This is a genomic window from Chryseobacterium geocarposphaerae (assembly GCF_002797535.1).
In the GTDB taxonomy this organism is placed as follows: domain Bacteria; phylum Bacteroidota; class Bacteroidia; order Flavobacteriales; family Weeksellaceae; genus Chryseobacterium; species Chryseobacterium geocarposphaerae.
The window spans coordinates 95,629-121,404 of the sequence record NZ_PGFD01000002.1 but is presented as its reverse complement, the minus strand read 5'-3'; the positions used below and the strand labels follow the sequence as shown (position 1 = coordinate 121,404).

At 34.3% G+C, this 25,776-nt stretch carries 22 protein-coding genes; 14 read left to right on the top strand and 8 right to left on the bottom strand.

Annotated elements, in window-relative coordinates; genetic code table 11:
- Positions 1-69 precede the first annotated feature (69 nt).
- From CLV73_RS12055 to metF, 3 genes are all read left to right on the top strand, one after another.
- Positions 70-1,161 carry a fatty acid desaturase family protein gene (locus tag CLV73_RS12055; protein WP_100377854.1) on the top strand — a complete coding sequence of 364 codons (1,092 nt, stop codon included), beginning with the start codon at positions 70-72 and terminating at the stop codon, positions 1,159-1,161.
- Between the two features lie 4 nt (positions 1,162-1,165).
- On the top strand, positions 1,166-3,832 hold the full coding sequence (gene metH, locus CLV73_RS12050) for a methionine synthase (RefSeq protein WP_100377150.1): 2,667 nt from the start codon (positions 1,166-1,168) through the stop codon (positions 3,830-3,832).
- 75 nt (positions 3,833-3,907) lie between these two features.
- Positions 3,908-4,867, top strand: coding sequence for a methylenetetrahydrofolate reductase [NAD(P)H] (gene metF / locus CLV73_RS12045; RefSeq protein WP_100377149.1), 960 nt, complete (start codon positions 3,908-3,910; stop codon positions 4,865-4,867).
- A 35-nt stretch (positions 4,868-4,902) separates the two neighbouring features.
- Here metF and CLV73_RS12040 read toward each other — a convergent pair whose 3' ends face one another.
- The gene (locus tag CLV73_RS12040; RefSeq protein ID WP_100377148.1) at positions 4,903-5,583 is read right to left on the bottom strand and encodes a hypothetical protein; all 681 of its coding nucleotides are present in this window, start codon (positions 5,581-5,583) and stop codon (positions 4,903-4,905) included.
- A 108-nt stretch (positions 5,584-5,691) separates the two neighbouring features.
- Positions 5,692-6,846, bottom strand: coding sequence for a hypothetical protein (locus tag CLV73_RS12035; RefSeq protein WP_100377147.1), 1,155 nt, complete (start codon positions 6,844-6,846; stop codon positions 5,692-5,694).
- 97 nt (positions 6,847-6,943) lie between these two features.
- Between CLV73_RS12035 and folE the strand changes: the two genes are divergently transcribed.
- The 8 genes from folE to CLV73_RS11995 all read left to right on the top strand — a co-directional run bounded on the left by folE (position 6,944) and on the right by CLV73_RS11995 (position 16,295).
- On the top strand, positions 6,944-7,612 hold the full coding sequence (gene folE / locus CLV73_RS12030) for a GTP cyclohydrolase I FolE (protein ID WP_100377146.1): 669 nt from the start codon (positions 6,944-6,946) through the stop codon (positions 7,610-7,612).
- An 11-nt stretch (positions 7,613-7,623) separates the two neighbouring features.
- Positions 7,624-8,055 carry a DinB family protein gene (locus CLV73_RS12025; RefSeq protein WP_100377145.1) on the top strand — a complete coding sequence of 144 codons (432 nt, stop codon included), beginning with the start codon at positions 7,624-7,626 and terminating at the stop codon, positions 8,053-8,055.
- A 141-nt stretch (positions 8,056-8,196) separates the two neighbouring features.
- Positions 8,197-9,663 (top strand): cysteine--tRNA ligase, encoded by a 1,467-nt coding sequence (gene cysS, locus CLV73_RS12020; RefSeq protein ID WP_100377144.1) that lies wholly within the window; start codon positions 8,197-8,199, stop codon positions 9,661-9,663.
- A 261-nt stretch (positions 9,664-9,924) separates the two neighbouring features.
- The gene (locus CLV73_RS12015; protein ID WP_100377143.1) at positions 9,925-11,091 is read left to right on the top strand and encodes a T9SS type A sorting domain-containing protein; all 1,167 of its coding nucleotides are present in this window, start codon (positions 9,925-9,927) and stop codon (positions 11,089-11,091) included.
- A 124-nt stretch (positions 11,092-11,215) separates the two neighbouring features.
- Positions 11,216-13,867 (top strand): 4-alpha-glucanotransferase, encoded by a 2,652-nt coding sequence (locus CLV73_RS12010; protein ID WP_100377142.1) that lies wholly within the window; start codon positions 11,216-11,218, stop codon positions 13,865-13,867.
- A 140-nt stretch (positions 13,868-14,007) separates the two neighbouring features.
- On the top strand, positions 14,008-15,012 hold the full coding sequence (locus tag CLV73_RS12005; RefSeq protein ID WP_100377141.1) for a hypothetical protein: 1,005 nt from the start codon (positions 14,008-14,010) through the stop codon (positions 15,010-15,012).
- A gap of 178 nt (positions 15,013-15,190) precedes the next feature.
- Positions 15,191-15,658 (top strand): hypothetical protein, encoded by a 468-nt coding sequence (locus CLV73_RS12000; RefSeq protein WP_100377140.1) that lies wholly within the window; start codon positions 15,191-15,193, stop codon positions 15,656-15,658.
- Between the two features lie 127 nt (positions 15,659-15,785).
- Positions 15,786-16,295 carry a ferritin gene (locus tag CLV73_RS11995; RefSeq protein WP_100377139.1) on the top strand — a complete coding sequence of 170 codons (510 nt, stop codon included), beginning with the start codon at positions 15,786-15,788 and terminating at the stop codon, positions 16,293-16,295.
- Positions 16,296-16,304: 9 nt separating this feature from the next.
- Here the strand turns inward: CLV73_RS11995 and CLV73_RS11990 are convergent, their stop codons facing one another.
- Both CLV73_RS11990 and CLV73_RS11985 read right to left on the bottom strand, forming a co-directional pair.
- Positions 16,305-16,805 carry a hypothetical protein gene (locus tag CLV73_RS11990; protein ID WP_157798786.1) on the bottom strand — a complete coding sequence of 167 codons (501 nt, stop codon included), beginning with the start codon at positions 16,803-16,805 and terminating at the stop codon, positions 16,305-16,307.
- Positions 16,802-19,945 carry a UvrD-helicase domain-containing protein gene (locus CLV73_RS11985; protein WP_100377137.1) on the bottom strand — a complete coding sequence of 1,048 codons (3,144 nt, stop codon included), beginning with the start codon at positions 19,943-19,945 and terminating at the stop codon, positions 16,802-16,804. Before CLV73_RS11985 ends, CLV73_RS11990 begins: the two co-directional genes overlap by 4 nt.
- A gap of 182 nt (positions 19,946-20,127) precedes the next feature.
- Between CLV73_RS11985 and CLV73_RS11980 the strand changes: the two genes are divergently transcribed.
- The 3 genes from CLV73_RS11980 to CLV73_RS11970 all read left to right on the top strand — a co-directional run bounded on the left by CLV73_RS11980 (position 20,128) and on the right by CLV73_RS11970 (position 22,468).
- Entirely contained in the window at positions 20,128-20,874 is a 747-nt protein-coding gene (locus CLV73_RS11980) for a hypothetical protein (RefSeq protein WP_100377853.1), read from the top strand.
- Complete coding sequence (locus tag CLV73_RS11975; protein WP_100377136.1) at positions 20,875-21,672, top strand: hypothetical protein; 798 nt, start codon at positions 20,875-20,877, stop codon at positions 21,670-21,672. It abuts the gene before it with no gap.
- 61 nt (positions 21,673-21,733) lie between these two features.
- Complete coding sequence (locus CLV73_RS11970; protein WP_100377135.1) at positions 21,734-22,468, top strand: SIMPL domain-containing protein; 735 nt, start codon at positions 21,734-21,736, stop codon at positions 22,466-22,468.
- 32 nt (positions 22,469-22,500) lie between these two features.
- On the opposite strand, the gene CLV73_RS11965 is transcribed toward CLV73_RS11970, so the two are convergent.
- The 4 genes from CLV73_RS11965 to bshA all read right to left on the bottom strand — a co-directional run bounded on the left by CLV73_RS11965 (position 22,501) and on the right by bshA (position 25,768).
- Positions 22,501-23,013 carry a GNAT family protein gene (locus CLV73_RS11965; RefSeq protein ID WP_100377134.1) on the bottom strand — a complete coding sequence of 171 codons (513 nt, stop codon included), beginning with the start codon at positions 23,011-23,013 and terminating at the stop codon, positions 22,501-22,503.
- A gap of 2 nt (positions 23,014-23,015) precedes the next feature.
- Positions 23,016-23,237, bottom strand: a complete 222-nt coding sequence (locus CLV73_RS11960) for a PspC family transcriptional regulator (RefSeq protein WP_100377133.1) — start codon at positions 23,235-23,237, stop codon at positions 23,016-23,018.
- 1 nt (position 23,238) lies between these two features.
- Positions 23,239-24,504, bottom strand: coding sequence for a DUF2851 family protein (locus CLV73_RS11955; protein ID WP_100377132.1), 1,266 nt, complete (start codon positions 24,502-24,504; stop codon positions 23,239-23,241).
- A 106-nt stretch (positions 24,505-24,610) separates the two neighbouring features.
- Complete coding sequence (gene bshA, locus CLV73_RS11950; RefSeq protein WP_100377131.1) at positions 24,611-25,768, bottom strand: N-acetyl-alpha-D-glucosaminyl L-malate synthase BshA; 1,158 nt, start codon at positions 25,766-25,768, stop codon at positions 24,611-24,613.
- Positions 25,769-25,776: the final 8 nt, after the last annotated feature.

The window sequence follows — 25,776 nt, the reverse complement described above, 5'->3', positions numbered from 1 at the left end:
TTTATTGAATTGATAGAAAAAGGAACGGTTTTTAATATTATCTTTAATTACATCACAAAATTTACGATAATGGAAAAGCCGATTTACCTTAAAGATTCAGAGGATGCAAAACTGTTTAATGAATTAAGAAAAAAAGTGAACCAGCGAGTAGAAGCCATTCCCGAAAACAGGGATCTTTATATTCAGATCAAAGCCATTATTTTGCCTTTGGTCTATTTTGGCTTATATGTGTTTGCACTTTTTAATGTCGATAAACCTTGGATCTATACTTCGAGTTTTGTGCTGATGGGGATTTCTTTGGTTTTAATTTATTTAAATCTGATTCACGAAGCAGCCCACAATAATATTTACAAAAGCAAAAGATTAAACAGTCTGGTGCTGCAGATTTTTGATTTTGTGGGAGCCAATTCCTATATCTGGAAAAAAAGACATATTGCAAGCCATCATGCTTATCCGAATGTTGACGGTTGGGATACGGACATCGAACAAAGCGGACTTTTGTTAATTGTTCCATGGATCAAAGCAAAAGGCGTTCAGAAATATCAGCATTTCTTTTTCTTTCTGGTGTATCCTTTATATCTGTTCAATTGGATGTTTATCCGTGATTTTAGAGACTTTTTCGATAGTGAAAGAGTGATTCTGAAAACACAGGGGGCGATTCCAGCAAAAGAAAAAATTAAAATGGTTGCCTATAAACTGTTCTATTTTTTCTATCAGATTGCAGTTCCTGTTTTGTTTTTTAAAGTATCCATCGGTTTGGCTCTGGGAGCCTGGTTTTTGCAGGTGATTGCGGCGAGTGTTTTTGCGCTTTTTGTATTGTTGCCATTGCATCCGCTTCCTGACAATGCTTTTCCGAAACTGGACGAAAAAAACGGACTGCCTTTCAGCTGGCTTCATCATCAGTTTGAAGTTACCAATGATTTAAAAGAAAACAACTGGTTCGTAAGAAATGTGCTGGGGAATTTCAATTTTCATGTTGCCCATCACCTTTTCCCGAATTACAGTTATGCCTATTATAATGAAATTACAGAGGAAATCGAGCAATTTGCTAAAGAGCACGGGTTGGCTTATAAAAGGTTTCCGATTTTTACCGCTTTGGGCAAACATGTGGATTTGCTGAAGCAGAATGCGAATAACGCATATTTTATTTTAGAAGAATAATTTGATGAAATATTTAAGATTATCGGGGCTTGAGCCTTTGATTATTACACCGGAAAGCAATTTTATCAACGTTGGCGAAAGAACCAATGTTGCCGGTTCAAAAAAATTTTTAAGATTAATAAAAGAAGAAAAGTTTGCGGAAGCGCTGGATATTGCACGTCATCAGGTTGAAGGTGGTGCGCAGATTCTTGATGTCAATTTCGATGATGGGTTGATCGATGGAAAAGCTTCCATGATTAAATTTTTAAATTTAATTGCCTCCGAGCCGGATATTGCAAGAATCCCAATTATGGTAGATTCTTCGAAATGGGAAATACTGGAAGCAGGATTACAGGTTGCCCAAGGTAAATGTGTTGTAAATTCTATCAGCTTAAAAGGCGGTGAAGAAGAATTTATCAAACAGGCAAAAGCGATCAAAAGATATGGTGCCGCTGTAATTGTTATGGCATTTGATGAGGTCGGACAAGCAGACACGTACGAGCGTAGAATAGAGATTTCAAAACGTTCTTACGATATTTTAGTCAATCAGCTGAATTTCCCTGCAGAAGACATCATTTTTGATTTAAATATTTTTCCGGTTGCAACGGGAATGGATGAGCACAGAAGAAATGCAATCGACTTCATTGAGGCGACAAGATGGGTTCGCCAAAATTTGCCTTATGCTTCTGTGAGTGGAGGAGTTTCCAATGTTTCATTTTCATTTCGTGGAAATGATACGGTGAGAGAAGCGATGCATTCAGTTTTCCTGTATCACGCAATTCAGGCGGGAATGAATATGGGGATCGTGAATCCTGCCATGCTGGAGGTTTATGATGAAATTAATAAAGAACTTCTTGAATTAGTTGAGGATGTCATTCTTGATAAAAGAGAAGATGCTACGGAACGACTTTTAGATTATTCTGAAAAGCATAAATCGGTTAAAAAAGAAAAAGTTGAAGATTTAGAATGGAGAAATCATCCTTTGCAAGAGAGAATTACACATGCTTTGGTAAAAGGAATCGACCGTTTTATTGAAGAAGATGTTGAAGAAGCGAGACAACAGGCAGAAAAACCATTACACGTTATTGAAGTTAATTTAATGACAGGAATGGGGGTTGTCGGAGATCTGTTTGGAAGCGGGAAAATGTTCTTGCCACAGGTTGTAAAGTCGGCAAGGGTAATGAAAAAAGCAGTAGCCTATTTACAACCGTTCATCGAAGCGGAAAAGGACGGCTCAAAACCTGCCAACGGCAAAATCTTAATGGCAACGGTAAAAGGAGACGTTCATGATATCGGAAAAAATATTGTGAGCGTTGTTTTGGGTTGTAACAACTACGAAATTGTTGACCTTGGAGTAATGGTTCCTGCCGAAAAAATTATCCAGACGGCAATTGAGGAAAAAGTGGACGTTATCGGACTCAGCGGATTAATTACGCCAAGTTTGGATGAAATGGTTTATATCGCTTCAGAATTAGAAAGACAAAATTTAGATTTTCCTTTGTTGATCGGTGGTGCAACCACTTCAAAAGCACATACTGCTGTGAAAATCGATTTAAAATATAAAAACGCAGTCGTTCACGTGAATGATGCTTCCAGAGCGGTAAACGTGGTAAGCTCATTGTTGGGCGACAGAAATAAAGAATACGTTGAGGATTTAAAAAATGACTATTCGGAATTCAGGGAAAAGTTTCTTAACAGACAAGTGGAAAAAGACTATGTTTCTATTGAAGAAGCCAGACAGAATAAATTTAAAATTGATTGGGAAAATGAAGAAATCTTTACGCCCAGTCAATTAGGAATTACCGTTGTTGAAAATCAGGATTTAAGAGAATTATTGCCTTTCATCGACTGGTCACCATTTTTCAGAAGCTGGGATTTGCACGGAAAGTATCCGAATATCCTGGAAGATGAGGTTGTCGGAGTTCAGGCAAAAGAATTGTTCAAAGATGCGCAGGTTATTTTAAAGAGGATTTTAGATGAAAAATTATTAACTGCAAAAGCTATTTTCGGAATCTTTAAAGCCAATTCTACCGAAAATGATGATATTTTAATCTTCGATGAAAATAATGAACAGAAAGTAAAATTCATCACATTAAGACAGCAGGCTCAACGTTCGAAAGGCAAAGATTATCTGGCTTTAAGTGATTTTATTGCCCCTCAGAGTTCAGGAAAGACTGATTATATGGGAGCTTTTTGTGTAACGACAGGTTTCGGAACCGATGGATTGGCAGAAGAATATGAAAAAGCGCATGACGATTATAACGCGATCATGGTAAAAGCTTTGGCTGACCGTTTTGCAGAAGCCTATGCCGAATTTTTACATAAAAAAGTAAGAACGGAATATTGGGGATATGCCAATCAGGAAAATTTAACCAACGAAGAATTAATCGCAGAAAAATATAAAGGAATCCGTCCTGCTCCGGGTTATCCGGCTTGTCCGGATCATTTGGAAAAACATGCTATCTGGGATTTGTTAAAAGTTGAAGAAAATATCGGAGTGTATTTGACGGAAAGCCTAGCGATGTTTCCGACCGCTTCGGTTTCCGGTTATTATTTCGGAAGTCCGCATGCGAAGTATTTCGGTTTGGGAAAAATAGCGGAAGACCAGTTGAAAGATTATTCCGAGAGAAAAGGAATTTCTTTGCAGGAAGCGAAGAAATGGCTGTCACCCAACTTAGCAGACGGAATTTAGTTTTAGTTTCGGCGGCGGCAAAGCCGCCGCCGAAACCTAACTACAAAATAATCAAAAACAGACTATAATTAAATAATGAAGATTACAGAACACATAAAAAACGCAAACGGAAAAACTTTATTCTCCCTCGAAGTGGTTCCTCCACAGAAAGGAATAGGAATCGAAGATTTATATACCAACATCGATCCCTTAATGGAATTTAAACCTCCATTTATTGATGTGACAACTTCCAGAGAAGAATATATTTACATTGACAAAGGAAATGGCTTAATGGAACGCCGTATTACAAGAATGCGCCCCGGAACATTAGGGATTTGTGCGGCTATCCAGCATAAATATAATGTGGATACGGTTCCACACTTGCTTTGTGGAGGTTTTACAAAGGAAGAAACAGAATATCTTTTAGTAGACTGTATGTATCTTGGAATTGATAATGTAATGGCTTTGCGTGGTGATGCAATGAAAGGGCATCAGTATTTTGAACCCACCCAGGGCGGTCATGCAAGTGCAATGGATCTGGTTCATCAGATCAATGATTTGGGGAGAGGGAAATATCTTCATAACCAAGATGAAGTTTGTGATGAACACAATAAATTCTGCATTGGAGTTGCGGGCTATCCTGAAAAACATATGGAAGCACCTTCTATGAATTATGATCTGAAGTGGTTAAAGCAAAAAGTAGATGCAGGTGCAGATTATATTGTCACCCAAATGTTTTTTGATAATAAAAAATACATCGAGTTTGTAACAAAAGCTCGTGAAATGGGAATTACAGTTCCTATTATCCCTGGAATCAAGCCGATTGCGACAAAAAAACATTTAAAAGTTTTACCTCAGATTTTTAAAATTGATTTGCCAGAAGAATTGATTAATGAAGTGGAGAAAGCAAAGAACAATGAATCTGTGAAACAAATCGGAATTGAGTGGGCAATTAATCAGTGTAGAGAATTATTAGATTTCGGTGTCCCTGTTTTACATTTTTACTCAATGGGTAAAAGTGATAATATTAAAAAAGTGGCGGGAGAATTGTTTTAAAATAAAAGCTGTTTCAAAAGAAACAGCTTTTATTTTTATTGGTTTAAGAAATTTACAAGTTTTTTTAAATCTTCTTCTTTATTGAACTTTATCTTGTTTTCTTTAAAAAAACTATTTAGAGCCTCTTTTTTATCAGGAAATTGTGCTAAAATTTCTTTTTGATTTTTAGGGCTTTTAATGTATGCATCATTGATACTGATGTAATAAATAGGGTCAGATTGTTTGAAATAGGCTGGCTTTTCACTTGTATAGCTATTGGAGGCAGGTTCTGCATCGATAAATTTAGTTTCCTGCTTTTTGTAAAGAGAATATTTACCTTTTACAATTTCAAAAAAGTATCCACTCAAATCATCTTTTGTATCTAGAAGTACTAATGTTTGTTTGGGAGAAATAATTTCTATCCTTGAAAACTGTGTTTCTTCAGGGAGGATCATTACTTTATTATCTCTTTGAAACTCTATTTGGTCAGTATAGCTATTATATCTTACTGGTGTTTTTTCGTAATTATCCGCAATTTTTGCACTTAAAAAATTAACATTTGAATAGGGAGAACCTGTAACGTCTTCATATGTCAAGTCTTTTCCTGTTTTTGATCTTATTCTATTGGAAAAAGTGCTACCATCAGCAAAATCTCCTCTGCTTAAAACTAATCCGGCATCTTGAGCGAACGTATAACAAGACGCAGTGAAAAGTATACAAAAAAATATTTTTTTCATTTTTTTTAATTTAATATAACAAATTTACAAATTAAATTCAATTATTATGAATTTAATTGTATTTGCATTGTTTTGTTATAGAAGCATCTTTTATAGTTTTAAAAAATGTTAAAGCATAGTATGTTTTTCAAACTTCATATGTTTGTTAAACAAATAACGATAAGTCGCCAATTTTCTTGTTACAGTCGTATCTAAATTCTCCGCAATCTTTATCATCTTAGGATTAAAATCACCAATCCACTGCATTTCTGTTACTTTAAAATCCGTATGCTTTCTTAGATGTTGGGTTCCCTCCCAGATCATATACCCTTCAATTCCTTTCTTTTGCCATTCAGGAATGACGCCGAAAACAATACCTACCATTTTTTCATTTTTCTTAAATCTTTTAATCCAAAGAAACTTAAGTTTTTCCCAGATTCCGAATTTTCCATTTAAATACTTCAACCATTGATTGGTATCCGGAAGGTTCATCCACATAGCAATCGGTTTTTCTTTTTCGTATACAAACCAGGAAATATGTTCATTAATGATAGGCTTCATCATGTTGAACATTTTCAATGTTTTTGTTTCATCTAAATATTTTCCTTCACCATGTGCTGCCCAGGCTTTATTATAAATTTCAGTAAAATCTTTGGAAAACTTTTCCAGATTATTTTTCGTCATTGGTCTTGCAGAAATATCGGGATTCTTGCTGTGTTTTGCATGCATTACGGTGAAGACTCTTGAAACTTCGGCGAAAATAGGTCTTGAAAAACATAACTGCTCAAAGTAGATTTTAAAACCGTAGTTTTCAAAAAGATCTTTATAATAAGGAAAGTTATAATTCATGCAGAACAACGGCTCACTATATCCTTCAATAACAAGTCCCCAAAATTTATCACGTTCTCCGAAATTGATGGGGCCGTCCATAGCTTCCATTCCTCTTTGCTGAAGCCAGTTTTTACAATGGCCAAAAATAAAATTTGCAGTTTCCTGATCATTAATGCAGTCAAAAAATCCCAATCCGCCGGTGGGCTGCTTCTGCAGATAAGTGTCATTAATGAAAACCGCAACTTTTCCTACGGTCTCATTGTGTTGATTTTTAAAGAGAAACCTTGCGCATTCACCATTGTTAAAGAATTTGTTTTTTTCAGGATTGAAAATGTCTTCAATATCGATGTTTCTGGGTCTGATATAGTTTTGGTCGTGTTGATAAAGTCTTGCAGGGAATTCTAAAAATTCCTTCTTTTGAGTTTTACTTTGTACTTCTTCAACAATAATCATAGTATAAAATGCGAGTGTTGGTGAAAGATAATGTTTTTCGGGCAAAATAAATATGACCAACAGATTTTATCCGTATTTTTGTGCAAATTAAATAAAAATGGTTGATTTTACTGATAACGACGATGATATTTTCACTGGAAAAGAACATACGCCTATAAGGAAAGATGCTTTTGATAAATCACCAGAAGAAAAAGTAGAAAAAATTACAGAGCTTTTTGGAGAGATTATGGAAACATTAGGACTGGATATGACCGATGATTCATTGAAAGATTCTCCAAAACGGGTTGCGAAGATGTATGTAAATGAGATTTTTGGGGGACTTCTTCCTGAAAACAAACCAGGAATTTCTACATTTTCAAACAAATATAAATACCGCCAGATGTTGGTGGAGAAAGACATTACAGTATATTCATTCTGTGAACATCATTTTTTGCCGATTATTGGAAGAGCGCATGTTGCTTATATTTCGAACGGAGAAGTGATCGGGCTTTCAAAAATCAACAGAATTGTTGATTATTACGCAAAAAGACCACAGGTTCAGGAAAGGTTGACGATGCAGATTGTAGATGCTTTAAAAGAAGCGTTGGGAACAAAAGATGTTGCATGTATTATTGATGCAAAACATCTTTGTGTAAATTGCAGAGGGATTAAAGATACAGCGAGTTCTACCATTACAGCAGAATTGAGTGGTATTTTCAGAACCAACCCGATTACAAGACAAGAGTTCTTACATTATGTAGGAAGCCATGCGAAATTGGATTATTAATTAAGGGCATTATGAACTATCAGATTCTTAAGAATATCGTAAATGAAGAGCTTCAGAGATTCGTAAATATTTCAGAAGAAGAATGGTCGGCTAAAATTTCTCCTGACAAATGGTCTAAAAAAGAAATTTTAGGCCATCTTTGTGATAGTGCTTTATCAAATATCAGAAGATTTGTAATTACTCAATATAAGGAAAATGAGAATATTGTTTATGATCAGAATTTTTGGGTGAAAGCTCAAAATTACCAACATATTCAGACCTCAGATATTATCAATCTTTGGAAATTTTTAAATCTTCAGATTGTATCTACGGTTGAAAATATTCCGGATTCAGCTTTACAAAGAACCTGTGATATGACGAAGACTGATTCTCAGATTTTTACTTTGGAATTCATCATTAATGATTATATTGACCATTTACAACATCATTTAAAAGCAATTTAATAATGATAAAATTTAAAAAAGTTTCAGATAAGATTTTTGTAACAACGATTATTTGTTGTTGCTGTACTTGTCGTTAAAAGATTTAAACCTTTTAATTATTAAAGCTTTAAACTAAATTTATAAATCATTTAATTTAAATCAATGCAACTAAAAATATACAACTCGCTTACAGGCGAAAAAGAAATATTTAAACCTATTTTAGAAGGAAATGTTGGGATGTACGTTTGTGGACCTACTGTATACAGTAACGTCCATTTGGGAAATGTAAGGACTTTTCTTTCTTTCGACTTTATTTACCGAAGCCTAATGCATTTGGGCTATAAAGTGAGATATGTAAGAAATATCACCGATGCAGGTCACCTTACCGATGATGGGGACGTAAATAACGATAGGTTTGTTAAACAGACCCGTCTTGAAAAACTGGAACCTATGGAAATTGTACAAAAATACACCGTAGATTTTCATAAAGTTTTGGATCTGTTCAATTTATTACCACCGAATATCGAACCTACAGCAACAGGACATATTGTTGAGCAAATTGAATTAACGCAAAAATTAATTGAAAGAGGATTCGCTTACGAAAGCAATGGTTCTGTGTATTTCGACGTATTAGAATATAACAGAAGAGGTTTGAATTACGGTGAACTTTCAAAAAGAAATATTGAAGAACTTTTTGCCAACACCCGTGACTTAGACGGACAGGGTGAAAAGAAAAACCCACAGGATTTTGCATTATGGAAAAAAGCTTCTCCGGCACATATCATGAGATGGAATTCGCCTTGGGGGGAAGGTTTCCCAGGATGGCATCTTGAGTGTACAGCGATGAGCACGAAATATCTGGGGGAGACTTTCGATATTCACGGAGGAGGAATGGATTTGAAATTCCCTCATCACGAATGTGAAATTGCTCAGGGAAAAGCCTGCAATGACACTGCTCCCGTAAATTACTGGATGCATGCGAATATGCTGACAATGAATTCTCAACGTATGAGTAAATCCACAGGAAATTATATTTTACCGATGCAGTTGGTTACCGGTGAAAATGATTTCTTTAAAAAACCTTTCCATCCTTCGATTGTGCGCTTCTGCTTCCTGCAGGCTCATTACAGAAGTGTTTTGGATATTTCTAACGATGCGATGCTGGCAAGCGAAAAAGGATTTATCAGATTAATGGAGGCTATTAAAGTATTGAACTCAATCACTCCAAATGATGAGAAACAGTCGGGTTTCAGTTTTGAAGAATGGAAAAATAAAGCATATGATGCTTTAACGGATGATTTTAACTCTCCTGTTCTGATTGCTTACCTATTTGAAGCAGTAAAATATATTTTTGCTCTAAATGATGGTAAGGAAACTATTTCAACTAAAGATTTAGAGGATCTGAAATCTACTTTGAACGCTCTTATTTTTGATGTCTTAGGATTGCAGGCGATCGAAGAAAATAATAACGAGAAACTTGATCAGACATTACAGGTTTTAATTGAATTAAGAAATCAGGCAAGAAAATCAAAGAATTTTGAACTTTCGGACCAGATCAGAGATAGATTACTTGCTGAAGGAATTGAACTGAAGGATGGAAGGGACGGAACTTCTTATGTTCTGAATTAAAGTTTAAAAATTTTAACTATATCTCTCGCAGATTTTACAGATTACGCAGATCATGATCATCTGCCAAATCCGCAAAATCTGCGAGAGTTTTTTATGGGCTATTGTTTATTCTGAACGGAGCGTAGTGAATAATCTGTAAGTTTAAATATGTCAGAATAGGGGTTAAATAAATTGTTTTAAACCTTAAAAATTTTTCAAAACCAATCTATAAATTATGTAACTTAGTCATACTAAAATGATTAAAGATAAAATTTATATGCTATGAAAAAACATTTATTCCCTTTATTTTTATTACTGATAGGTGCTAATGCTTATGCCCAACAGGACTTTTTTGCACTTGTCGGAAAAGATTCGCCAAACATTGTTTTTAACGATTTTCGTGCAATTGATGCTACAAACGGAATTTCAGGAGAACAAATTTTTACAGAAACTTCTACTGCCAAAGTGTTTTCACAAGGAAGAAATGGAGTAGTGACTGAAGACAAAAATACATATAACAGTTCCCAGACAGCTTCAATTGCGACATTAGCATACGATGCTTTCAATAATAATCTGGTATATATGCCAATGTTTTCTTCTAATATTTATGTTTTAAATACCAAAACTAAGGAAATTACATTAGTGGAAAATAATATTGCTAGAGTTACTTCGTGTGATATCAATTCCCATATTACGAGAATGGCAACTGGCTATGACGGAAATATTTATGCAATCAATAATTCGGGAACCCAGTTTTTGCAAATCAGCAGAAAAGGAAATCAATATGCAGTTAATGACCTGGGAATCATTAAAGACGATGTTTCTAATGGTAAGAATTCTTTCACTATGTTGGAAACCGGATTTGGAGGAGATATGATTGCGGATGCGGAGAACAATTTTTATGTTTTTTCGGCTTCAGGGAATGTATTCAAAGTTTCTACTAAAGAGTTAAAAGCAACATTTGTAGGTAAAATTTCAGGAATTCCTGAGAATTATTCAGTGAATGGTGCTGCTGTCAACTCACAGGGAAAGGTGGTTATTGCAAGTGCAAAAGGAGCTGCTTTATATGAAGTTGATTTGAAAAGTTTACAGGCAAAACAGATTGCGGGAGAACAAAATCTGCATGTTTATGATTTGGCAAGTAAATACTTTGCAAATGACAGAATAGCTGCAGGTAATATACTGGCAAATCTTGATATTTACCCGACCCGTGTAGATGAGCAGTATATCACTGTGAACGTTAATGATAAATCAGTAAGAGGAACTCTTACAATGACCGTTTTTGATTTGTCAGGAAAAGCTGTGATGAAGCAGAATTTACCGGTAAAAGAAGGTTCTTTGAATCAGCAGGTATATCTTAAAAACCTAGTGAGTGGAGCATATTTGGTCAATATTATCAATGAATCAGGAAAAGTATTATTAAATAAGAAAATTTTAGTTACAGAATAATCTTTAACTTTGTTAAAACTTAAAAACCTTTTCAAGCATTTTGAGAAGGTTTTTTTAATGAATATTTGATATTCAAGAAGTTTTATTTTTAGAGATTATAATGTACTTTTATAAAAAAATGTAAATGAAGCTATACTTTAATGTAGGTTACAGCGTAAAAGGCGGAGAAAAACTCCAGATTACAATTAATGAAGGCGGAGCTGTATCTAAGACTCATACTATGTTTTATACAGAAAACGATTTGTGGAAATGTGAAGTTGATTATTTTTCCAAGTCGGTTTCTTATCAATATCAGCTTGTAGATGAACGGGGGAATCTTCTGAGAACAGAATTTGTTCAGCATCATCTTAATTTTCCCCACAACTATAAAGAATTTATAATTTTTGATGAGTGGAATAATAAAAACTTTCCAGAAAACTATCTGAATAATAAAATTTTTTACAATAAACTTAATCAGTTTTCCCCGGAGAAAATTTCGGTTTTAAAAAAGCATACTCATCTGTTTAGAATAGAAGCGCCTATTTACAATCCGGATTGGAAAATCGTGTTGTTCGGAAGCACGGCTTCTTTAGGAAACTGGGATTATGATAAAGTGATTCATCTGTCCCAAACAGACTTTGGAATTTGGGAAGCTTCGGTTGAAATTCCTGAAAACGAGTACATACAGTTTAAATATTGTATTTATGATATAAAAGAGGGGAGAGTGATTGATGTAGAAACAGGAGAAAACAGATTCACTGTTCCTAATCTGTCCAGGGAAATTCTGCAGATCGTTTCGAATCACTACTTTAAATTCAAGGCTTATCAAATGTATCATGATGCAGGCGTTGCGGTTCCTGTTTTTTCATTGAGAACTGAAGATGGTTTTGGAGTAGGAGAGTTTCACGATATCAAAAAGTTGGCAGACTGGACTAAAGAAACACATTTGGGAATCATCCAGATTTTACCTATCAACGATACAACCGCCAATTATTCTTGGACGGATTCTTATCCTTATGCAGCCGTTTCTGTATATGCCCTACATCCGCAATATATCTCTTTAGAAAATCTTGATTTTGAATTGCCTAAAGATTTAGTTGAAGAGTATAAGGCAGAGAAAGAATCTTTAAATTCATTAGAATTAATTGATTACGAGAAAATGATTTCTGCAAAATGGAAATATTTGAAGGCGGTTTTTAATGAAGATAAAGAGAAAATTTATAAGGATAAAGGCTTTAAAAAGTTTATTAAAGACAATGAAAGCTGGCTTCTTCCATACTCGGCATTTTGTGTATTGAGAGATAAATATAAAACACCGAACTTTAATGAATGGAAGACACATAAAAAATATATTGCCGGAAAAATAACGCCATTTTTTAGTCCAAAAAGTAAAGATTATGACACATCGATGCTTCATGCGTGGGTGCAATATCAGCTTCATAAACAGCTAAAAGATGCAATCGATTATACCCATAGTTTAGGAATTTCGGTAAAAGGAGATCTGCCAATCGGGATTTATCGATACTCTGTAGAAGCCTGGACGGAGCCGGAACTTTTCGGAATGGATTTCCAGGCCGGAGCACCACCTGATCAGTTTACGGCACTGGGACAAAACTGGGAATTCCCGACGTATAACTGGGAAGCCATGAAAGCAGATGATTATACCTGGTGGAAAAACCGATTCAAAGCATTGGAGCAATATTTTGATGCGATGAGAATTGATCATATTCTTGGCTTTTTCAGGATCTGGAGAATGCCGGTTTCTGCTACGCAGGGGATTTTAGGATATTTTTATCCTGCTGTTCCGGTGACAACAGAAGAATTTAAAGCACGAGGGATTCCTTTTAGTTTTGATCGTTATTGTAAGCCATTTATTAATAATCAGATTCTTTGGGATTATTTCGGTGAAAACAGCAGTAAAGCACTCGAGTTTATCAATAATAATCATGACGGAACGTATTCATTTAAAGAAGAATTTGATACGCAGAGAAAATTAACTGATTTCTTTAAGAAAAATCCTCAAGATGTAATTGAAGATCAATTAATTGCTCTTTGTGCGAATGTATTGTTCTTAGAAGAGGAAAGAGATGGCCAAAAAGTGTATCATCCCAGATTTAATGTATATGGCACAGATTCATATAAATACTTAACTGATGGGGAAAAGCAATCTATTTATGATTTATACCATGATTATTTCTTCAGAAGACAGGATCATCTTTGGTATGAGAAAGCAATGGAAAAACTTCCGATGATACTGAACGCCACTAAAATGCTGATTTGCGGAGAAGATTTAGGATTGGTTCCTGCCTGCGTACCTGTAGTAATGGATGAATTGGGTATTATTGCGCTGAAAATTCAACGGATGCCTTCAGAGAATATTCCTTTTTATAATCCTCAACATGCCAATTATCTGAACGTGGTTACTGCTTCTTCACATGATAGTTCTACATTAAGACAGTGGTGGAAAGAAGACCCTGCTTTGGTTCAGAAATATTTTAATCAACAATTAATTCAATACGGGAAAGCGCCTGAAGAATTGAATGCCTATTTGGCGGAGATTATTATGAAACAACATTTATATAATGATGCTATACTGGCTATTTTCCCTATTCAGGAGTTTCTGGCAACAGATCCGGAGCTTACCCATCCGAAAATGGATAATGAAAGGATCAATAACCCTGCGGTATTTCCTCACTATTGGCGCTATAGAATGCATCTGAATCTTGAAGATTTAAAACAAAAAAAATCTTTTAATGAGAAAATTGCAAATTGGGTGCAAGATAGTGGAAGGTCGTAAATTTAACATTTGATTATCAATAAGTTAACAATAAATTAAAAGAAGTTTTATCGAAAGATTTAACTTCTTTTTTGTATTCATATCCAAAAGATAGAATAAAAATATTCTGCTATATTATAACCAATTAACAACTATTTGAAATGAAAAAAATATTAATAGGTTTTGCCATGAGTTTTGCGACACTATCGTTTGCTCAGCAATATCCAAATAATGGATGGGGAGATGATGACGGATATTATCAGGATGATGGATATTATAGTGATCAGGATGATCAGAATTATTTCCCTGATGATTACTATTACAACTATCCACAAGATTACTATCCACAGGATTATTACCAAAGCAATTATAATGATTACAGGAACAGTATCATAAGTATCAACTGGAATGTCTTTTTTGCTCAGAACAGATTATCCCGTTGGCAAATTGATCAGGTGTTGAGACTGAATAATTTATATATAAGTTTTTCTGCCTGGAATAATTTTTACAGATATAATCCTGACAGATGGTATTACGACAGATTCTATGCATTAGAAAGAATTTTAGGTCCTAGAGTTTTTGTGGTTTTCCGAAATGATTATTACAGAGGATACAGTCCGATAGTGTATTTCCAAAATTACAGAAGAACACATTATGCTTCAATCTGCAGACCAATGCCGCGATATAGAAATGTGAATATTAATATTTACAGAGTAGATAGAGTTAAATTCAGAAGAATGGATAATCCAACCATTAATATTGTAAGAAGTCAAAGACCTAATAACGGATTCAGAGGTCCTGTAAGAGATGGAAATAATGGAGGGGGATTCCGAAATCAGGCAGAAATCAGGAATAATAATCCGGGTTTCAGAAATGAAAATAACGGAATAAGAAATAACGGCGGTTTCAGAGGCAATAATGATAATGGAGGAATCAGAAATAATGATGGTTTCCGTGGTGAAAGAGCCGATAATAATAGAAATGGGGGAGGCTTCAGAGGAGGCGAAATGAGAAGAGAAAACGCTCCAAGAAGAGAAAATAATGGTGGTGGTTTCAGAAATGAAGGCGGATTCAAAAGAAATGAAAATGCAGCACCGAGAGAACAAAACCGGGGTCATGAAAATCGAGGAAACGGAGGTTTCCGAAATGGATTTGCGAAAAATTAAATTTTCATATATTTATATTTAAGTGGTGTGAGGGCAGATTTTAGGATCTGCTCTTTTTTATTTTTATAATTTGTTATTTAATAGTAAAAATTAACATTATTTATGAATATTTCAATTTAACTTTGATTTTAACTAATAATCAAACAGGTATAAAAAGAATAATTAAATATTTTAAAAGATGAAAAAATTAGTTTTAGCAATAGCATTTATCGGAATGGGAAGTTTTGCAATGGCACAACAGACCACTACAACGCCACAAGACAGAGAAGCAAAAAGAGCAGAATTTCAGCAAAAAAGAGCACAAATGGAAAAAGAACATTTAGATCAAATGCAAAAGGATTTGAATTTAAATGCGTCTCAGGTAGCTCAAATTAAAGCTTTGCATGAAAAAAGAAAAGCGGAAATGAAAGCTGAATTTGATAAAAACAAAGAAGCAAGACAGGCCAAAATGGAGGAGATGAAAGCCAAAAGAGCGCAAATGGATGCAGATATGAAGAAGATCTTAACTCCGGAGCAGTATGATAAATGGCAGGCTGACAGAAAAGCTAAAATGGAGCAAAGAAAAGTAGCGATGAAGGAAAGAGGAATGAAAGATAGAAAAATGATGAAAAAGCCGATGACTACGGCTGCTCCCGAAGCGAATTAATAGTTTATAATTTTGATTTTTTAATGTTAGAAGGGCGGATGTATTTCCGCCCTTTTTCGATTAATTTTAATTAAAATTTTTGATTTCGGGCTTTTATTCCCTAATTTTGAATATAAATTTATTACTTATGGTTAGCGAGAAAATTGCAAAATTAATTAACGAACAAATAGCTCACGAACAATACGCTGCACAATATTATCTTTCCATGTCTGCATGGTTTTCAAGTAAGGATCTGGATGGTATTGCAAACTATTTCAGGGTTCAGAGCAAAGAAGAATTAATGCATGCCGATAAAATGTTTGATTATTTGAATGATGTGGGCGGAGAAATTATAATCGGAGAAATTGCGAAGCCTCCTCATGAGTTTGAAAACGCTACAGATATTTTTGAAAAAGCATTGGCTCACGAGAAAACAGTAACAAAAAGTATTTTTAATATCGTGAAAAATGCTAATGAAGAAGGCGATTTTGCTACCACTTCATTCTTACAGTGGTTCATCAACGAGCAGGTAGAAGAGGAAGCAAGTGCATCACAATTGGTGACTAAAATCAAAATGGTTTGCGATAATCCTTCCGCATTGTATCTTTTTGATCAGGAATTGGCACAGAGAGTATTTACTCCGGATGCGACAGCTTAATTTAATTTTTTAAAGGATAAAGGTTTCGGCGGCATCGAAGATGCCGCCGAAACCTTTATTAGAAATAATTTCCCAAAACCAGCTCGGTTCAGGAATATTATTTAATCGCTTCTTTAAATCTGAATTTTTGCAAATAAAATTTTGCAATTGAACTTGATTTAGATTTCTTGAAACAGGAATAGAAACATAAATTCTGTTAATATGAACATTGTTTTTTAGATAGACAACCAAGAAAGTTTTGTTTTTAAATAATTCTGCTTCTCGAATATTTAATTGTCCAACATCAGTTTTAGATTTATATTCTTTACCATTAGTTCGAAAAGTATAAACAAAGTGATATCCTGTTCCTCTTCCATACCCTTTTATTTCTTTGATCTTTCCGATTGCATACAATCCTTCCAGTTGGTATAAATCACGATATTTATTTCTTGAATAAGAATCATATATTAAAAGCCCAATAATGAGAGTCATCAAGAAGTATATATGATATTTTGTTATAAACCGAATCATGTTAAATAAATCAACTGTGTCTTCAAAACCCTTCTTCCCAAGCTTTCCAGAATTCGTTTATAATTCTCAATCTGCTTCTCATTTTTCTCTGTTTCTTCCCCCGTTTTAAAATCCACAATAATATAACCTTCCTCGCTTTTCAGTATTCGGTCGGGACGGTACATTCTACTTTCTCCGTTTTCGGAAATCATAATGTCCTTTTCATTGATGACTTCCCATTTTTCATCAAAAAACTCGGAATAGGTTCTGACAATTTGTTCTAAGGTATGTTGAATTTCGTCTTTTTCCTCATTGGTGATTTGCCCCTCTAAAACATAGCTTTCCAGCACTTTGGAAATATCCTTTTTAGTATTGATTTTTGATAATAATTCATGCACAAAAAGACCAATTCTCACCTTCTCATTTCTTACCTGATAATTTTTTGAAGGGGTTGCAATTTTAATTGACGTATTTTTTTCGTTGATGTTTTTTAAGTTATTGATGTTTTTAGTCTCAAATTTTGACGTTTTATCCTTCGTGTGTTTTTTCAGCATTTCAGGATAAGTTTCATAAAGATCAAATTCATCCAGATTTTCAACGTTTTTGGATTGCAAAAACTCTAAAAGTTCAAGGTTATTAGATGTTTTATTGGCTTTTTGAATATAAAAAAACAGCTGTTCTACAGGCCGGGTTGTTGCAACATACTGTAAACACAATCGGTCAACGAAATTTTTGTAAGCATTCTGTTTGTTGAATTTTTCGATTTCTTCATCATAAACTTCAAGATTCTTACTGAATTGATTGATGTTTACGGATTTCAACGCGGAGCTGTCACTGGTTTCAAACCAGTTGGAAAACTCAGCGTCACGATTTTTATTCATCATCGGAATAAAAACAATCGGGAACTCCAACCCTTTTGCTTTATGGATCGTCATAATCTGAATGGCATCAATATTTTCCGAAGCCTGAATGGTGTAGGTTGAAGCTTCTTCATCCCAATATTTTAAAAATTCTTTTGTACTTGCACCTGCATTTTGGGTGAAATTAAAAAGCATTTCCAAAAAATTCAACAAGAAATCAGTTTCTTTATTTTCAACCGAAAATTCGTTGATGTAATATTCTACAAAATTGTATAGATTAAATCTCGGGAAATTATCCTGTCTTAGTTGTAAAGAATATTTTTGCTGAATAAACTGTAAAATTTCTTCATGGGTTTCCATCTCCAGAATTTCTTTCATTTCCAGTGTAAAATCAGCCATATGAATCCTTCCCAGTTTATTCAGATGATACATCATCATGATCAAATTGGGTTTATTCTTAGGATTGGTTTCCCATTTCAGAAACTCAATGACTGCTTTTAGAGTATTGGATAATTCCAGAGTAAGACCTTTATCGGAAATTGTTTTAATATTGGTTTCTTCACCTTTATAATTGACTTTGAGATTTCCTAATTTTTGAGAATAACTGAAAATATCAAAATTTCCCCGACAAAGAATCGTAATGTCGGAGAATTTAAAACCATTATTCAGACTTTCCTGGATATCTTTCTGCATTTTTGCAGAAGTATCGTTGTAGAAATCTTCGTTGGTGAGGTTTTCTATTAAATTCACTTTTACACGACCGTCAATTCCTGATTTTGGATTTTGCTTTCCGTCTGTCCCGAAAATATTTTTATGCTCTTCATTCAGTTCTCTGGAGTGGAATTCGTACAATTCATTATTGAACTGAACAATGTTTTTTGCACTTCGCCAGTTATCTTTCAGGACTAAAAGTTCAGCTTCTTTAGGAGCGATTTCCTTTTTGTTGATAATATCCAGCATCAATTTACTTTCCCCACCACGAAAACGGTAAATACTCTGCTTAGGATCACCAACTAAAGTAAATGAGGTGTTTTCCGTAGAAACCGAATGATCCCTTAACGGAATAAAGTTCTGCCACTGAAGCTCAGATGTATCCTGAAACTCATCAAAAAAATAATGTTGAAACTGTGAACCTACTTTTTCATAAATAAATGCTGATGGCTCATTTCTCAGATTCTCATTAATCAGAATATTGAATTTTGAAAGCAAAACCAGATCATTTTCTTCCTCAATCTTTTTCAACTCATCCTGGATGTCTTTGTTTACCTTTAAAGGAAGAAGAGCCGATAAAATTTTCTCTTTTTTCTGGGTTTCAATATATAAAAGAATCAATTGCATTCTGTTTTCAAGCAATTGCTCCAGAATTTCAAAAATCTCAGCTTCTTTATGTTTTGATTTTGCCGAAGCTCCTTTTCTGTAATTGTTCACTACGGATTCTTCTGCAGTTGTGGGGAATGGGAAACCTGTTCTTTTCTGATTATAAAAATCTAAAACTTTAATAAAAAATCCACCAATTCCGTTTTTTCCCTGTGCGAAATCTTCGATCTCAATATTTCTTGATTTAAAAAGATCTATGGATTGGGTAGCAAGTTCTGCAGCCTGCTTTTTATTTAAGATAATTTCTTTTCGGAGGGTATTCTTAATGTTTTCATAATTCGTATTGTCAAAATCTTTGTTGTTTTTAAGATGTTCATAATGAATGTCTTTTACAAATTCTTTGGCCGAATCATAAAGGTTTTTATTCAGATTGATTCTTTCGTTGTTTTCCAGACTGTAATCTACATAATCCATAAACGAACTAGAAATTGCGTCATTTTCTCCGATCTGATCAAGCATTTTATCAACTGCTTCTATCAAAAACGGTTCAGCTTCAATTTCAAGATTGAAATTTTTTGCCAGCCCTAGTTCGTAGGAAAAGCTTCTTACCAGACGGGAATTAAAACGGTCAATCGTTCCGATATTTAAAGTGGAGTAATTATGAAGGACATAATCCAGTAATTTTTTTGCTCTGAGATGCAATTCATCAATGGTAATTTTCAGACCTTCCTCCTCAAACGCTTTCTGAATATTTTTTAAGTCGCCGTTTTCAGCAAAATTATCTGCAGAGAAATTTCCCAGCCACGACAAAATTCTTTCCTTCATTTCATTGGCTGCCTTATTGGTAAAGGTCAACGCCAAAATATTCCTGATCGACTGCTGCTGATTAGGATACCGAAGACAGATCATCAGAAGCCGCTGAACAAGGGCATAAGTTTTCCCTGAACCTGCTGAAGCGTTGATAACTGTATATGAATTTTGCATTTTCTGAGTAAAATTGAATCTGCAATTTAGTTAAATATGACTTAAATTTTAACAATTTTCCCGGGCTATTTTAACAGTTTCCAATTTAAAAACTCTAAAATAACTCTAAAACAAGTTAACTGAGGTTAAACTTCTAATTTGCATTAAAATTAACTTTAGCTTTGCTTTATAAAAAACTGTCCGTGAAAATAAAGCTACTTTTTACTTTTTTCGTCTTATTTTTCCTCAACATAAATGCCCAAAACTATATTTTCGGTAAGATTAGTACTGAGGATGGGGTAGAATTAACAGATGTAACTGTAATTAATATAAGAACTAATGAACGCGTAGTTTCTAATAGCGACGGCCATTTTATGATTTCCGGAAGAGTTGGTGATGAGCTCCGTTTTGTAAAGGCGGGTTACGAAAGGGTGAATAAGAAAATGGATGAAAATAGTATAAGTTCTTCCTTACAGATTACTTTGATAAAAGCTGCTACATTAATTGATGAGGTAGAGGTTAAAAAGGGTATAACAGGGGACCTTGCTATTGATTCGAAAAACTTAAATCAGCAAAAGAAAGTTCAGAAACTTAAAAGTGAACTTGCTGCTTATTTGTCTCAGAAATCAGATCCTAGAGTTCTGGCTGCAAGACCCGGGCAATTTGTTCAGCCAAAAGGTGAGGGTTTCTCTATTGGGAAAGTCAAAAATAGATGGGATGATGTTGATTTGATGAAGTATCTGATTTCCGCGTTGGGAGAACAATATTTTATAGATTTAAAAATTGAAAAACCGCAGATTCAGCATTTTATCTATTATGTTTTTGCGGGAGGTTATGAAAGGAAAAATATTTTAAAATACGGGTTTTGCAGTGATGCTGATCTGATGAGATTTCAGCGTGCTGTATTTACAAGAATATCTTCATATCGTGCTCCCCAAACCCAAAAGTAAATGATGAAAGCTTGTTTAAGTGTACTTTTTTGCTGTATTGGAGCGTTTATTTTTGCCCAACAAAAGGTTTCAGGATTTATTTTGGATGAACAGAACATACCTCTAAGCAAGGTTTTAGTTATTAATATATCGAGTAATGGAAATGTATATAGTGACATATCCGGAAGGTTTACCATTGAAGCTAATCTGGATGATGAAATCAGATTTGTGAGAGAAGGATTTTATCGCTCACAGATTCATGTTTCCGAAGAAAATTTTAAAACGTCCATCAATATTCTTCTTAAGCGTTCGGAAATATTGATTCCCGAAGTTAAAATTGAATATCAACTGACGGGAGATATTAAGAAAGACAGTAAACATCTGGATGATTCCAGAAAAGTTGCTTCCTTAAAATCCTCAATGGAAAGCTATATGAAGTCTCCCATGACTGAAGTGATGCCAAAAAATACAATTCCCAAAAGTTTCGGAGGACATGATTTCAATGCGGGGCAAGTAAATGTTTTAGGAGTAATTGCCGGAGCAATAGGACTGGCAAAAAAAGCAACCAAACCCAAAATTACAAAGCCTAATTTCTATGAAACGCAAAATTTTCTCCAAAGAATAAAAAATGAAGTCGATTTAAGTTTTCTGGAAAAATATGGGATGGATGAAGAGCAGGTTGATAAATTTCTCGTATATGCGGAAAAAATAAAAATGCTTTCGAAAAGATACCGGAAAGATTTTAAACAGGGTGCTATCTATTATGAATTACGGGCTGCCTTTGCAGAATATCAGAAAATAAATAAGTTAAGTGATTAATCAGCTTTTTATTGCATTTCGGAATAATAATTGATGATTGAGTATCATATCACAGATACAAATGAATAAAACAATTATTGCGATCGCAGTTGCTGCATTGGGTTTTGTTATCGGTTTAGGACTTTTAGGAAATGCTATCAAAAACAGGAATAAATCTGAAAATACCATTTCTGTAACCGGTTTGGGAACCAAACAATTTACCTCGGACCTTATTACCTGGTCGGGAAGCTTTTCGAAAAACAATTTTGATCTCAAAACGGCTTATGATGAATTGGCTTTAGATCGAAAAACGATTAATGATTATCTTTTGTCAAAAGGAGTAAAGCAAAACGAGATTGTTTTTTCTTCGGTTGATATTCAGAAGCAGTTTAAAAATCTTACGGATTCAAACGGAAATACTGTTCAGAATGAATTTTCAGGATATAATTTAACGCAAACGGTTTCTATTGAAAGCAAGGAAGTTGCTAAGATTGAAAACCTTTCCAGAAATATCACAGAAATCATCAACCGAGGTATTGAATTTACATCTTCTTCACCGTCTTATTTCTACACCAAGCTTTCCACGGTAAAACAGGAAATGATTGCTGCTGCAACAAAAGATGCTAAAGAGCGTGCAGAAAAAATTGCGGAAAACTCAGGAAGCAGTTTGGGGAATCTTAAAAAAGCAACCATGGGAGTGATACAGATTACTGCGCCGAATTCAAATGAAGATTATTCTTATGGCGGAACCTTTAATACGTCTTCCAAAGAAAAAGAGGCGAGCATTACTATAAAATTAGAATATGAAGTAAATTAAAAAATCCGGAAGTAATTTCCGGATTTTCTTATTTAGTGATAAACGATATCGTAAATTTCTTCCTTGATTTCCTTTACATTCTCAGGAGAATAGTTGGCCAGAAGCCAAAGTTTAAGAGTATTCTTTCCTTCACCATAACTTGGCTGTACATACATTTCATCAATTAATCTGAAATTGTTTTTCTGATAAAATGTATAGCGTCTTTTGGCATCATCCCCCAAATGTTCAGGTTCTATTTCTAAAATAATTCTGGGATAATTTTCAAATAAATAACTGGTAATATAAGAACCTAATTTCTGACTTCTGAATTCTTCAAATACCTCGAAATGTTCTACAAAAACAAAATGGCTGAGTTCCCAGATAATCAGATAGCCAATGTTCTTTGCTTCGTGCATTACAGAAATCACTTTTACATTGGGATTACTGAAAAGCTGGGTAAAAGGAATCCAGTCTCTTCTTTCATCTTCCGGAAATGTTGTTGAATAAGAATTATAAATTTCCTGAACTCTGTAGTCTTCAGGAGAAGTAATTTGCAGAAATTCCATAGTTATAAATCAAAAACATTAGGTCTTCGGGTGATAAAAATGTCTTTAATCCAAAGCGTAAATGCTAAACCTAAATAAATTAAAAAGAAAAAACCAGCGGTAGCAAAAGTGGAATAAATGAAAAATACCCTCAATTTTGAAACGGGAATTCCCAGTTTGGTTCCTGTTCTTGTAAGAACTCCGAACCATTCTCTTTCCATTTTATGTCGGATGTTGTCCAGCATTTTATATCTCTTTTAAAATTTTAAAACCAATGCCGCAATTTAAGCAATTTTTCGCTTCGCAATTGCTTTTGAAGTGATAAATCAGACTTTGGCTTTCTAAAGCAGTTGAGGCCTTCATTTTTAGTTTTTCCCAGTTTGAGACGACTGTATTTCTTTCCGGAGGTAGGCTTTTGTAAAAATGTATGATTTCATCAGAAATTTCTTCATTATGATATTTGTGATAAGCATACTTTATCGGTAATATAGTGTTAAGAATTATAAGGCTGATGAAATCTTTACTCAGCATTTTGGGTTGGTTAGTATTTGATTCTTTTCCGAAATTGAATTTGTTGTCCCAATATTCTGAAGCTTTAACATCTTTAAAAACTTCGTACAGTCCGTCAACACTTTTTGCCGAAATCATTTTTGAAAAAAGATTCTGATGCTGAAAATAAAGATCTGCCAATTGAGAAAGGCGAATGGTAGGAAAATTCGGAGGTCTTAATCTTAAAAATTTGGGATGGATCTTAATTGCAGGAAGTTGAAATTTTGTGGTGAGAAAATCAAACTCACGTTTCCATACACGCATTTGATTATCAGTCGGTTTTTCAAGCCAGCCGGAAATTCCAAAAAATAACGCTTCAAGCTGAGTCCTATTCTGTCTGATTTTATTGATAATGGAGAAATCTATGCTTTCTGCAATCTGTTTAAAAATGAATGCATTTACTTTTAGTCCGAAAGAGTAGGCAAGATGATGGAAGAGGACGGCTTCAAAATTATTTTTTGATTTCTGAAGATCTTCTTCAATAGAAGCGGATTTTTCCTGAAGCTTTTTTAAAACATTTTCTTCATGAAAGAAAACGGGAATTTTGTCAGGAGTAAAAAGAGATTCACAGGAGATAAACTGGTTTCCGCTGGCAAATTTTTCATACTTATTACTGCTATTTTCATCAATGTAGTTTCTAAGCTCTAAAGTGGAAATATCTTGAGCATTAAATTCATCAATTTCCATGTCGTGCAGATAAACAACATGAAGAATGATATTTTTATAATTAGGGTCGGCGGAATGCTGATGGAAAATCCAATCGGAGGATTTGACATGGAGCTCAATATTTCCGACAAGAATTAGGTTTTTCGTTTTAATGGTTGCCATCAGAAAATCAGGTCCGGAATCAGTATTCCATTTTCCGAAATTCAGGATTTCAATAGGATTTCCATCGGTATCTTTAAAATCAAAATTGTTGAAAACCTTGAAATTCCAAAGATATTGGAGAAGCTTTTCATTCATAATTTGTGTTTGTGTACCACTAATTTATGAATTTTATAATTGATTAGAAATAAAAAAACTGCTCAGAATTACCCTGAACAGTTTTGATTTCTACAATTGACCGAATTTACTGTGGAACTGATTCTTCAGTAGTCAGCTTAAAATTTTCAATCGTTGTTCTGTACATGTCTTCATAGATAGGAAGGATGTTTTTCAGATCAAATTTTACCGCCTGTTCTTTTGCATTAAGTTTCATTTTTGCCAGAAGTTCCTCGTTGCTTAGTAATTTGATACAGTAATTGCTCATCGCTTCTACATTCCCGATTTCAGCTAAGAACCCGGTTTCTCCCTGGATATTCACTTCAGGAATTCCTCCTGCGTTGGAGCTGATTACCGGAGTATAAGCTGCCATGGCTTCCAATGCAGCTAAACCGAAACTTTCCTGTTCAGAAGGCAATAAAAAGACATCGGAAAGCTGAAGGATTCTGTAAAGATCATTTACTTTTCCTAAAAGGCGGATTTTTGAAATCAGTTCGGGGTTTTCTTCCAGGAACTGATTGATCTTTTCCATATCCGGACCTTCTCCAATGATGATTAATTTAGATTTTACTTTTTTCTCAACATTTTTAAAGATCTGTAAAACTTCTTCCACACGTTTTACCGGTCTTAAGTTGGAAACGTGAATTAAAATCTTTTCATCAGGGTTTGCAAATTGTGTTCTCTGACATTCATTGCATTCATCAAATTCTGAATTATCAATGAAATTGGTAATCACCTGAATTTCTTTTTTAATATTGAAAAACTGTAAGGTGTCTTTTTTCAAGCTTTCTGACACCGAAGTAATCGCGTCAGATTTATTGATGGAAAATTCTACCGCATGTTTATAACTCGGATGCTGCCCTACTAAAGTAATATCGGTCCCGTGAAGTGTAGTCACCAACGGAATATCATTGTTGTCTTCGCGGAGCATCTGCTTTGCCGTAAAAGCTGCATATGCATAAGGAATTGCATAATGGGCATGAAGCAGATCGAGTTTATACAAATTCACAACACGATAGATCATTGAGCTTAGTGCAATATCATAAGGCTGATATTGGAAAAGCGGATAGGTCTGAACATTTACTTTATGAAAGAAAATATTCGGATTGGTAATATCTAATCTTGCAGGCAGCGCTGAACTGATAAAGTGTACTTCATAGCCTTTGTTGGCAAGTGACATTCCGAGTTCTGTTGCTACAATTCCGCTTCCTCCATAGGTTGGATAGCAAAGTATGCCTATTTTCATTTTATGGT

Excerpts from the sequence above, each read along its gene's own strand:
- CLV73_RS11995 (WP_100377139.1), top strand. The coding sequence starts at position 15,786 with ATGGTTAGCGAGAAAATTGCAAAATTAATTAACGAACAAATAGCTCAC.
- CLV73_RS11970 (WP_100377135.1), top strand. The coding sequence starts at position 21,734 with ATGAATAAAACAATTATTGCGATCGCAGTTGCTGCATTGGGTTTTGTT.
- CLV73_RS11985 (WP_100377137.1), bottom strand. The coding sequence starts at position 19,945 with ATGCAAAATTCATATACAGTTATCAACGCTTCAGCAGGTTCAGGGAAA.
- CLV73_RS11960 (WP_100377133.1), bottom strand. The coding sequence starts at position 23,237 with ATGCTGGACAACATCCGACATAAAATGGAAAGAGAATGGTTCGGAGTT.
- CLV73_RS12025 (WP_100377145.1), top strand. The coding sequence starts at position 7,624 with ATGAACTATCAGATTCTTAAGAATATCGTAAATGAAGAGCTTCAGAGA.
- folE (WP_100377146.1), top strand. The coding sequence starts at position 6,944 with ATGGTTGATTTTACTGATAACGACGATGATATTTTCACTGGAAAAGAA.
- cysS (WP_100377144.1), top strand. The coding sequence starts at position 8,197 with ATGCAACTAAAAATATACAACTCGCTTACAGGCGAAAAAGAAATATTT.
- bshA (WP_100377131.1), bottom strand. The coding sequence starts at position 25,768 with ATGAAAATAGGCATACTTTGCTATCCAACCTATGGAGGAAGCGGAATT.
- metF (WP_100377149.1), top strand. The coding sequence starts at position 3,908 with ATGAAGATTACAGAACACATAAAAAACGCAAACGGAAAAACTTTATTC.
- CLV73_RS12000 (WP_100377140.1), top strand. The coding sequence starts at position 15,191 with ATGAAAAAATTAGTTTTAGCAATAGCATTTATCGGAATGGGAAGTTTT.
- CLV73_RS12055 (WP_100377854.1), top strand. The coding sequence starts at position 70 with ATGGAAAAGCCGATTTACCTTAAAGATTCAGAGGATGCAAAACTGTTT.
- CLV73_RS11965 (WP_100377134.1), bottom strand. The coding sequence starts at position 23,013 with ATGGAATTTCTGCAAATTACTTCTCCTGAAGACTACAGAGTTCAGGAA.
- CLV73_RS12010 (WP_100377142.1), top strand. The coding sequence starts at position 11,216 with ATGAAGCTATACTTTAATGTAGGTTACAGCGTAAAAGGCGGAGAAAAA.
- CLV73_RS11975 (WP_100377136.1), top strand. The coding sequence starts at position 20,875 with ATGATGAAAGCTTGTTTAAGTGTACTTTTTTGCTGTATTGGAGCGTTT.
- metH (WP_100377150.1), top strand. The coding sequence starts at position 1,166 with ATGAAATATTTAAGATTATCGGGGCTTGAGCCTTTGATTATTACACCG.
- CLV73_RS11990 (WP_157798786.1), bottom strand. The coding sequence starts at position 16,805 with ATGATTCGGTTTATAACAAAATATCATATATACTTCTTGATGACTCTC.
- CLV73_RS12035 (WP_100377147.1), bottom strand. The coding sequence starts at position 6,846 with ATGATTATTGTTGAAGAAGTACAAAGTAAAACTCAAAAGAAGGAATTT.
- CLV73_RS12040 (WP_100377148.1), bottom strand. The coding sequence starts at position 5,583 with ATGAAAAAAATATTTTTTTGTATACTTTTCACTGCGTCTTGTTATACG.
- CLV73_RS12015 (WP_100377143.1), top strand. The coding sequence starts at position 9,925 with ATGAAAAAACATTTATTCCCTTTATTTTTATTACTGATAGGTGCTAAT.
- CLV73_RS11955 (WP_100377132.1), bottom strand. The coding sequence starts at position 24,504 with ATGAATGAAAAGCTTCTCCAATATCTTTGGAATTTCAAGGTTTTCAAC.
- CLV73_RS12005 (WP_100377141.1), top strand. The coding sequence starts at position 14,008 with ATGAAAAAAATATTAATAGGTTTTGCCATGAGTTTTGCGACACTATCG.